8 protein-coding genes, 1 tRNA gene and 3 pseudogenes are annotated in these 9,613 nt (G+C 49.8%); 7 read left to right on the forward strand and 5 right to left on the reverse strand.

What is annotated here, in order from left to right; genetic code table 11:
- Positions 1 to 12 precede the first annotated feature (12 nt).
- The 7 genes and pseudogenes from FD23_RS07025 (at position 13) to FD23_RS07055 (ending at position 7,303) form a co-directional block, all read left to right on the forward strand.
- Positions 13 to 86 (forward strand) — tRNA-Asp (locus FD23_RS07025).
- Positions 87 to 291: 205 nt separating this feature from the next.
- Positions 292 to 666 carry a GntR family transcriptional regulator gene (locus FD23_RS07030; RefSeq protein ID WP_003611829.1) on the forward strand — a complete coding sequence of 125 codons (375 nt, stop codon included), beginning with the start codon at positions 292 to 294 and terminating at the stop codon, positions 664 to 666.
- A pseudogene (locus tag FD23_RS07035) lies at positions 653 to 1,557 on the forward strand (ABC transporter ATP-binding protein). The gene FD23_RS07030 and the pseudogene FD23_RS07035 overlap by 14 nt, the downstream one beginning before the upstream one ends.
- Positions 1,529 to 3,303: pseudogene (locus FD23_RS10980) on the forward strand (DUF6449 domain-containing protein). The pseudogenes FD23_RS07035 and FD23_RS10980 overlap by 29 nt, the downstream one beginning before the upstream one ends.
- Positions 3,304 to 3,410: 107 nt before the next feature.
- Positions 3,411 to 4,799 (forward strand): amino acid permease, encoded by a 1,389-nt coding sequence (locus FD23_RS07045; RefSeq protein WP_025896398.1) that lies wholly within the window; start codon positions 3,411 to 3,413, stop codon positions 4,797 to 4,799.
- Positions 4,800 to 5,243: 444 nt separating this feature from the next.
- Positions 5,244 to 6,623 (forward strand): annotated as a pseudogene (locus FD23_RS07050) (aldehyde dehydrogenase family protein); the annotation flags it as partial.
- Between the two features lie 176 nt (positions 6,624 to 6,799).
- Complete coding sequence (locus tag FD23_RS07055; RefSeq protein ID WP_052933740.1) at positions 6,800 to 7,303, forward strand: ECF transporter S component; 504 nt, start codon at positions 6,800 to 6,802, stop codon at positions 7,301 to 7,303.
- 75 nt (positions 7,304 to 7,378) lie between these two features.
- On the opposite strand, the gene FD23_RS07060 is transcribed toward FD23_RS07055, so the two are convergent.
- Genes FD23_RS07060 through FD23_RS07080 form a run of 5 tightly spaced genes read right to left on the reverse strand, consistent with a single transcriptional unit; the run spans position 7,379 to position 9,527 of the window.
- The gene (locus FD23_RS07060; RefSeq protein WP_230844872.1) at positions 7,379 to 7,579 is read right to left on the reverse strand and encodes a GGDEF domain-containing protein; all 201 of its coding nucleotides are present in this window, start codon (positions 7,577 to 7,579) and stop codon (positions 7,379 to 7,381) included.
- Entirely contained in the window at positions 7,576 to 7,869 is a 294-nt protein-coding gene (locus tag FD23_RS10660; RefSeq protein ID WP_044880581.1) for a hypothetical protein, read from the reverse strand. Before FD23_RS10660 ends, FD23_RS07060 begins: the two co-directional genes overlap by 4 nt.
- Positions 7,863 to 8,516, reverse strand: a complete 654-nt coding sequence (locus FD23_RS10665; RefSeq protein ID WP_044880582.1) for an EAL domain-containing protein — start codon at positions 8,514 to 8,516, stop codon at positions 7,863 to 7,865. The genes FD23_RS10660 and FD23_RS10665 overlap by 7 nt, the downstream gene beginning before the upstream one ends.
- Positions 8,516 to 8,986, reverse strand: a complete 471-nt coding sequence (locus tag FD23_RS10670) for a diguanylate cyclase domain-containing protein (RefSeq protein ID WP_230844871.1) — start codon at positions 8,984 to 8,986, stop codon at positions 8,516 to 8,518. Before FD23_RS10670 ends, FD23_RS10665 begins: the two co-directional genes overlap by 1 nt.
- A 16-nt stretch (positions 8,987 to 9,002) precedes the next feature.
- The gene (locus FD23_RS07080) at positions 9,003 to 9,527 is read right to left on the reverse strand and encodes an NUDIX domain-containing protein (protein WP_025896439.1); all 525 of its coding nucleotides are present in this window, start codon (positions 9,525 to 9,527) and stop codon (positions 9,003 to 9,005) included.
- Positions 9,528 to 9,613 lie beyond the last annotated feature (86 nt).

The following is a 9,613-nucleotide window of genomic DNA, read 5'->3' on the forward strand; positions in this document are numbered from 1 at the left end:
AACAGAATATTTGGTCCATTGGAGCAGTGGTCTATCTCGCCTCCCTGTCACGGAGGAGATCGCGGGTTCAAATCCCGCATGGACCGTCACTGAGAAGCAGGTATCCACCTGCTTCTTTTTTGTCTTTGCATTTGTTTTTTCTTTCTGTCTTATTCTTTTCTTTCTAAATTTTCTTGGCTGCTTATTTTACTTTAGAAACAATCTATTTTCTTTTTGCTAATTACTTGCCAATTTGTCTTTGGTGTACTAGAATAAATAGTACAGTATAGACAGCTGGAAAGGAGCGAGCTAGTGGACTTTATTGACTATTTGGACAGCCGGCCGATTTACCAGCAGATCGCGGACAGGTACAAGCAGCTGATTCTGACCGGAGTCATGCTGCCAGATGAGCAGCTGCCGTCTGTGCGAAAGTTGGCCATGGAATTGTCGACTAACCCTAATACAGTGCAGAAGGCATACGCCGCGCTGGAACGGGAGGGATACGTTTACAGCGTCAAGGGCCGGGGGAATTTCGTCCGGGCCAATGAAACGCTGAAGAGCAAGCAAAAAGAAGAGCTGAAAGGGAAAATGATTGATTTAATTAAGGAGATTCAAGCAGTGGGCCTGGATCCACAGGAATTATTTGCTGAGGCCATGGAGGAGGCGGCAGAAGATGATCGAGATTGATGCACTAAGCAAGGATTATGGGCAGACAGAGGCCATTAAGAACCTTAACCTGACATTGAAGAAGACCGGGTCTTTGGCTTGATCGGGACCAACGGGGCCGGCAAGAGCACCCTCTTGCGGATGATCGCTGGCATCCTGCGGCCGACTTCTGGGCATATCACTATTGATGGCTTGCCAGTTTATGACAATCCAGCCGCAAAGAAAAAGTTTTGCTTCATTCCAGATGACCCCCACTTGTTCCCAAATGCCACAGCGGAGTCTATGGCCAGGGATTACGCGGCGGTTTACCAGGACTTTGACCAAGAACGTTTTGCCAGACTGCTGGCAGACTTTCGCTTAGAGCCAAAGCGCCGCATACATGACTATTCTAAGGGCATGAAGCGGCAATTGGCGATCCTGCTAGGATTATGTACTAACACCAAGTACCTGCTCTTAGACGAAGTCTTTGATGGCTTAGACCCGGTTATGCGGCAGAGCATGAAGAGCCTTTTTGCCGAAGACATGGACCGGCGGCAATTGACTCCAATCATTGCCTCTCACAACTTGTGGGAATTGGAAGATATTTGTGACCACACCGGTTTCCTGCACAGCGGCGGTTTGCTTTTATCAGAAGACTTGGCCGACATGAAACTGGAAATCCAGAAGCTGCAGTGCGTCTTTAAGGACGACCGGGACATGGAGGAAGTCCTAGGCAAGCTGAAGCTGGTTGACCACAGCAGCCGGGGCCGCCTGCACACTTTGGTCGTGCGGGGGAGCCGGAGCGAAGTCGAGGCGGTCTTTGACCATGTGCCGATGACCTTCTTCGAAATCCTGCCGTTGACCTTGGAAGAAATCTTTATTGCAGAAGCGGAGGCAGTTGGCTATGACACGCGCAAACTTATCCTTAAATAAACACGGTCTGCCGCAAAAAGAAATCCTGCGGCACCGGAAAGTACCTGTAGTCTTGGCGGTCTTGGTCATGGCCATGTTCTATATCGTTGGGCCGATTCTGGTTTTGATCAGCAACAAAGATGTTGAGACGGCTTCCTTGCTGCATGACGCCCGGACATATTATATTTTTCAAAATACGAGCATGTCGGCTGCGATGGCCGGGATCTTCGGCATCTACCTGGCCTTAGAAGGCTTTCGCTTCTTGCACGTGCCGCGGCAAGTGGACTATTACGAGAGCCAGCCGATCAGCCGCAAGACCCGCTTCATCGGAATTACGGTCAACAGCTTGCTTATTTATAGCTTGCTTTACTTGCTCCTTTTCCTGGCCGGAATGCTGATCTTGGTTGCAGGTGGGGCTAATTTCCTGGCTGACGGTGAGGTCTGGCGGGGCTTTCTGGCTGACCTCTTTGCCTTTTCAGCCTGGTACGCTATCGCCTCTTTGAGCATGATGATCACAGGTAATACATTTGTGGCTGGCTTAGCCACGATCTTTTTCTCCTGCTTTGAATTTGGCTTGATTTTTCTGAATTCAATCTTCTATTCCACCTTGGCAACTACGGCTGGCTATGACAATCATGATTGGCTGGCATACACCAATCCTTCAACTCAGGTTTATAACTCAAATCACTGGCTGGGGATCGGGATTAACCTGCTTTGGACCGTCCTTTACCTGGCCTTAGCCTACTGGGCTTACCAGAAACGTGCTAATGAAAAGGCAGGCAGAGCTGTGGCTTTTGCCTGGATTGAACAGGTGGTTAAGATCATCGTGGTTGTCTACTTCGCGGCAATTGGCGGGATCATTGGCTACACGATGATCGGCTTAAACTTTGCTTGCGGCATTATTGGTGCCCTGATCATTGGTTTAATAACTGCCAGCTTGATGGAAATCATCTACAAGTTTGACCTGGCTGCCTGGAAGCATAATTTTGTCCAGAGCTTGCTGTTAACCGTGGCGGGTTTAGCAATTTTGGCCGGCATGGTTTGGGGAGCCAAGCGCTATGATGATTGGCTGCCTGCAAGCAAGTAGCCAGTGTGGCAATTTCGCGGGATGACGGCATCTATACCAACTATTACATGGGTAAAAAATCAGCTAAAGGTGACGCCAGCGATTATGCCGCGAAATACATGTATTTGCCGGTAAACAGTGACCTCATAAATCTGGTTAAAGCCGGCAGCAAATTTACTCAGAACCGGTCCCATGAACGGGAAGATTAAGTCCAGATGCGCTTTGTCTTCAGAATGAAGAATGGCCGTGTCAAGACCAGGGTCTATGATGTGGATAGAAAGACGCTGAAGAAATACTTTGAACCAATCAGCAAGACCAAGGCTTACAAGCAGGCTTACTTCCAGATCTACCACGACCAGATGATTATGGACAATCTGGATAGCGTGTCCTTTACCTACACAAATGGCAAGGAAACGATCAAGCGCCAGGACAGCCAGCTTTACAAGGACTTCCGGGCAGCCTACAAGCAAGACTTAGCCAAGTGGGATTACCAGCAGGCCAGCCTGCAGAAGCCGATTGGCCAAGTCGCGGTTTCCTGGACGCGGGCAAATGGCAAGCGGGCTAAGATCTACTATCCGGTTTACAGCAACTACAGTCAGACAATTGCTTTCTTAAAGAAAAACAAATTGTATTCCGCAAAGAAAGTTAAATTGGAGTATCAACAGCCCTTAGATTTTTATCTTGAAGATCAATTCGGTTAAAGGGTGAAAATCAGCCTAATTTGCTTAATAACTTTACTTTTCCGGCTATTTTCTCTATTATTAAAATAATTATAGATCAATGTTGCTTTAATTATTTAGGAGGACAGATGGCGAAAAGACACGAAAACGCGGACGGAACGCTCCGGTCCTTATCGAACCGGCATGTCCAGATGATTGCCATCGGGGGCACGATCGGGACTGGTCTCTTCTTAGGGGCCGGCAGCACTATCTCGGCCACCGGACCGTCAGTCATTTTGATTTATGCATTCATGGGGGTCTTTTTCTTCTTCATGCTGCGGGCATTGGGAGAAATGTTTTACTCAGACCCCAACCACCATACCTTCGTCTCATTTATTACTAAATACCTGGGGCCAGCAGCTGGCAACTTCGCCGGCTGGTCCTACTGGATCGGCCTGCTCTTCGCCTGTATGGCTGAACTTACAGCGGTCGGGACCTACTTCCAGTACTGGTTCCCGCACGCGCCTCTTTGGCTGGTTGAGCTGATCTTCCTAGGAGCCTTGACCCTGCTGAACTTGACGGCAGCCCGCCTCTTTGGGGAAACGGAATTCTGGTTTGCCATGATCAAGATCATCGCTATTATCTCCATGATCTTGACCGGGGTCTTCCTGGTGGCAACCCATGCTAAAACCCCGGTTGGCTATGCTTCTTTAGCCAGCCTGACCAAGAACTTCAAGCTGGCGCCAAATGGCACTTACGCCTTCTTTACCGCCTTCCCGATGGTCTTCTTCTCCTTTGCCGGGATTGAATTCGTGACTATCACGATCGGAGAAGCTGAAGATCCCCACCAGGTGATCAAAAAGGCGGTCAACGAGACCTTGTTGAGAATCTTGATCTTCTACATCGGGACTTTGACCGTGATCATGTGCGTGGTTCCCTGGCGGTCAGTGTCTGCCTCAAGCAGTCCTTTCGTCCAGGTCTTCCAGTTAGCCGGCTTCACTACCGCGGCTTCAGTTCTGAACTTCGTGGTTTTGACCAGCGCGGCTTCAGCCTTGAACTCAACCATCTTCTCAGCTGGCCGGCACTTCTTCCAATTAGCGCAAGAAGCTAAAAAGGGCAGCTGGCTGAAAGAAAAATTTGCCAAGATTGCGCCAAACGGGGTACCGGCAAGAGGGATCGCGATCTCAGTTTTATTCGCCCTGATCGCGCCAATTCTCAGCTTCTCTAACACGGCAATTGAGGCTTTCAGCATGGTCGCCGGGGCCACCAGTGACATCTTCATCCTGGTTTACGTCCTGGCCCTGTTGGCTCACCGGAAGTACCGCAAGTCCAGTGACTTTATGGAAGATGGCTTCAAGATGCCTTTTTACCAGGTAACCAGTCCATTGACGATTGCCTTCTTCCTGGTCATCTTCTTCAGCCTCTTCTTCGTTAAGGCGGATATCTTTGGGGCCAGCCTGGCCACGGCCTGGGCCGTCTTCTTTGGGAGTTTCTGTTACTTCCACCAGCGGGTTAAGAACAAGCGGGCCGGAAAATAAAAGTAAATAAATCATACAGTCATGACCGAGTCATGGCTGTTTTTTTGCGTAATGTTAGGTTTTCTCCAAAAATAATGGGGAAAACAAGGGAGAAAAGCTAGAAATTTTGGTAAAAGTCGAACACTTTCCTTGACTTTGCCTAGTAAAGAGAGTATCTTATCTCTACTTTTTATCGGCGAAAAAGCTGGAAAAATCGCCTTTTAACTTTTGTGACAGAAATCGCTATCTTTTGTAAAAGTGGAAAAGATATATAAAATAATTTATTCACAATAACAAAAGGCGGTTATCGCTTACATCGCTAATAAGGCAAAACATAAGGGAAAAGCAGATTCTTGTGTCATTAAGAAAGGGGGATTTTACCCTCTTTTCTTTTTTCTAAATGTTGTTATAGTAGTAATTGAGAAATTAATCACAAGAAATAAGCAAGAAGCAGGAGACAAGAGAATGCCTAAGCAAAGCACCACAGAAGTGGAAAAGTCAGTTCGAACTGAAGACGAAATCTACCACAATATCGATATTTTGGTTAATAAATCACATGAAGCCTTAGCCCAGATGGATGACTTCAGCCAGGAAGACGTGGACAAGCTTTGTCAAGTCATTGAAAAAGTCGGTGAAGACAATGCCTGCTACTTGGCCCAAATGGCAGTTGACGAAACTGGCCGGGGCAAGGTCGAAGACAAGGTGACCAAGAACACCTATGCTGCCCAGACTATCTGGGAAAGCATGAAGGATATGAAGACGGTCGGGGTGATCGAAGAAGACAAGCAGGAAGGCTTGATGAAGATTGCTGAACCGATCGGGGTCATCGCCGGGGTAACGCCAGTCACCAACCCGACTTCCACGGTTATCTTCAAGGCTATGATCGCCATGAAGAGCAAGAACACCATCATCTTCGGCTTCCACCCGCAAGCCCAAAAATGCTGCGTGGAAACAGCCAAGCTGATTAAGGAAGCCACGGTTGCCGCCGGGGCACCGGAAAACTGGATCCAATGGATCGAATACCCAAGCCTCACGGCCACGACGGCTTTGATGAACAACCCAAAGGTGCAGATAGTCCTGGCCACTGGCGGCCCAGGCATGGTCAAGGCCGCCTACTCAACTGGCAAGCCGGCTCTGGGCGTGGGCCCAGGCAACGGCCCGTCCTACATCGAAAAGACAGCGGACATTGAACAGTCAGTTAACGACATCGTCTTGTCCAAGACTTTTGACAACGGGATGATCTGTGCCTCAGAAAACTCCGTTGTCGTTGACAAGGAGGTCTATGACCAAGTCAAGGAAGCCTTCTTAAAGCGCCACTGCTACTTCTTAAAGGCTGACGAAATCAAGCTCTTTGAAGAACACTTCATCGACCCCCGCCGGGGGACAGTCGCTGGCCCGATGGCCGGCAAGAGCGCGGTCAAGATCGCTGAAATGTGCGGGGTGACCGTGCCTGCCGACACCCAAGTCATCGTGGCTGAATACAGCGGGGTTGGCCCGAAGTACCCATTGTCAGCTGAAAAGCTGTCCCCGGTCTTCACCCTCTACAAGGCGGAAAACAGTGCCCAGGCCTTCAAGATCTGCACCGACCTCTTGAACTACGGCGGCCGGGGCCACACTGCCGGCATCCACACTCAAAACAGCAAGGTTATCCGCAAGTTTGCCTTCGCCATGTCTGCCTGCCGTATCCTGGTCAACAGCCCGGCTGCCCTTGGCGGGATCGGCGGGGTCTACAACAACATGATGCCATCCTTGACCCTGGGAACCGGCTCATACGGGGCTAACTCAGTTTGTCACAACATCACCGCCAAGGACCTCTTGAACATCAAGACCGTGGCCATGAGAAGAAAGCCAATCTTATAAAAAATACCGTCATTAAAAAGCAAGAATCCATGTCTTAAATTAGCTAAGCTGAGGCCATCGCCTTGGCTTTTTATTTCTTCTTTTTTGTAAGAAAAAAACCTCAAAAAATACTGAAAAAGTGCTAAAATAGAAAGCAAAGTTACAAGCCGGAGGGAAATCACATGCAAAAATCATGGTCAGTCAAAAGAACCGCTGTCGTCGCCGTTTTGATGGCGATGAACGTTGCCTTGTCTTCATTCAGTATCCCTGTCCCAGGCGGCCACCTCTACTTCAACGACGTGGTCATCGTCGCCGCGGCCTTGCTGCTGTACCCATCAGAGGCCTTCGTGGTCGGCGGAGTAGGGGCCTTCTTGGGCGACTTCCTTTTCTACCCGGCACCCATGTTCGTCAGCCTCTTCTCCCACGGCTTTGAAGCCTTGATCATCTCTTACTTTGCCCACAAGTTTGCTGGCGAGAAAAAGAAGGTCATCTTGGGCATCTTTATCGGCGCCGCCGTGATGGTAACTGGCTACACTTTAGGCCGGGCCTTTATTTACGCGACCCCGGCCATCTCCCTGGTCAAGTTTCCTTTTGAATGCCTGCAGGCAGCCGTTGGGGCGGGCTTAGGCTACAACCTGGTCTACCATGCCGGCATTGAAAAGCAGTTTCAACACCGCTTGCGGTAAACAGGGAGAAAAAAGAAATACAGAAATCACTGTAAGCAAAAATCCACCCAGATGGGTGGATTTTTTAATGCTCATTCAGTTAAATAGAAGGCTAATTATAGCGCGAAGGCCCGCCGCTGATCTGGTTGCGGACATTGTGTCCTTGCTCTGGTAGAGCATGCGGTCGGCTTCCCGGATCATTTCGTAGACCTCGTCTGGGGTCTGGGCCTGGCCATAGACATAGCCGGCAGAAATATGGATGTCAAACTTCAAGTCCAGAATCTTGACCTGTTTCAAGTATTCCCGGACCTTTTGGTCATTCCTGCGCAGCCGGTCCAGGAGCGGAAGGCACTGTTGCAGTAGACCAGCTTGGCCTGCTGGCTTTGGACGATGAAGATGGAATTAGGCCGGGGATTCTCAAAGTTGTTGTCCAGCCGGTCCCGGGTTTCCAAGTAGGGATCCAGGACGTTGATGTGGTTGAAGCCAGAGAAAAGGGCTCTTTCTTCAACGCTTTCAAAGTTATCTCTTTCCTGGCTCAGTTCTTTTTCCGGCATTTCTTTAGCCAAAAGCCGCCCCTGAGTCAGCATGGCCTGGTCCTCAACCCCCTGACGACCGGGACGATCTTGAGCAGGCGGGACATGTTGATGACGGAAGCCAGGATGATCTTGGCCCTTTGCCTGTTGGTATTGAAGCTGCGGACGTCGACTTTAAGATAGTCGAAATTGTATTCCAGCAGGGCTTCCGTTGACAAGTCGTTGTTTTCCCCGCCACAGCGGTCCAGGCAGATCCTGAATCCTTGTTTCCGCAAGTTGGCCGCCGCGTCCTTCAGCCGCTGCTGGTCAACCGCGACTGGTTGGGCCATCAGGTCAAACTGGATCATGTTGTGGGGGATCTGGTATTTCTGGGTGATCCCGAGAACTTGGTCGATGAAACCGTCGATGTTGAAGTCGCTAGGCGAGAGGGTAATGGAGACCGGAACGGTTGGCAGCTTGTCGGCCCGCCTTTGGTTCAGCAGCTGGCAGACATGGTCTAAGACATGGAGGTCCAGCTGGTAGACCAGGCCGCTTCTTTCCAGAACAGGGATAAAGCGGCTGGCCTTTAAAGCTGGCTTACCTGGTTCCTGCCACCGGGAGACGGCTTCAAAGTTACAGATTTTCTTAGAATAGAGGTTGAAAATCGGCTGGTAGTAGACCTTGAGCCAGTTCTGGCTGAGGGCTTCTTCAAAGTAGCCCATTAAGTAAAGTAGTCCTGCATCTCAAAGCGCTTCTTGACAGATGTATTGTAGACCTGGTAAGCCTTGTCGGCGGCGCTGGTGGCTGGTTCCATTTCCTTGACCTGGTAGACGCCGGCTCTGACGGTCGTGACCTTGTCAGCGGAAAAATCCGCGACTTTCTTCTGGATCTCCGGCAGCAGCTTCTTGAGCTGGCTGGGAGCAGTGATGGTCAAGATGGAGTTGTCGACATAGCGCAGGGTCAGCCCTTCCTGGAAACTGGCCCGGATGATTTCCCCGCACTTCTTGATAAGCTGGTTCCCCTGCAAGAAGCCAAAGTGGTCGTTGTAAGAGTGCAGGGAGGAGATGTCGAAGTAGATAACGTCAACTTGCCCGGCCCGCTTTAAGAGCTTTCTTAAAAAGTCATCCCCGAACTTGCTAAAGTAGCTGACATTGGGCATGCCCGTCAGCAGGTCCATGTTGGGGGGATTCACTTTCCTTCTTCTTTTCTTATCTTCTCTCATTAAGCAGCCGCCACTTGAGCCAGGCTGCTTGGCCAGCCCCGTGGACGAATTCACCCTTAACGATCAAATCTTCCAGCTGGTCGACAGAGACGATCTCCATCTTGATTTCTTCCAGAATCTCTCTTTTTGGCTGAGCCATTTTTGTGGCCCGGCAGGCAAAAAGGGTGATCTTCTCATTGGTTGAGCCAAAAGAAGGGTAGGTGAAACCGAGTTCTGTCAACTCGCTGGCCTCATAGCCCGTTTCTTCCAGCAGCTCTCTTCTGGCTGCCTGACTGGGCTCTTCTCCCTCATCAATGCCGCCGCTGGGGAATTCATATTGCCAGCTGCCAACGGGATGCCGGTATTCCTTCAAGAGCAAGACGTGGTCATCATCAACGAAGGGGATGATGGAAATCCCGAAGCCGATCGTAACGTAGGAATATGGGGCGATTTGCCCGTCCTTGTCCACCTTCTCTTGAATGACCGTGAAGCGGTCCGCCTTGATAGTTTCTTTCTTGACTACTTTGTACATTTTTTGGGTTCAGTATAAATTCTTGTGTAAATAGAAAATAGGCAACAAAAAAGAAGGGTTGTCCCTTACAATGTTAATAACGACAA

The organism is Lactobacillus delbrueckii subsp. delbrueckii DSM 20074 = JCM 1012 (assembly GCF_001433875.1).
Lineage (GTDB): Bacteria > Bacillota > Bacilli > Lactobacillales > Lactobacillaceae > Lactobacillus > Lactobacillus delbrueckii.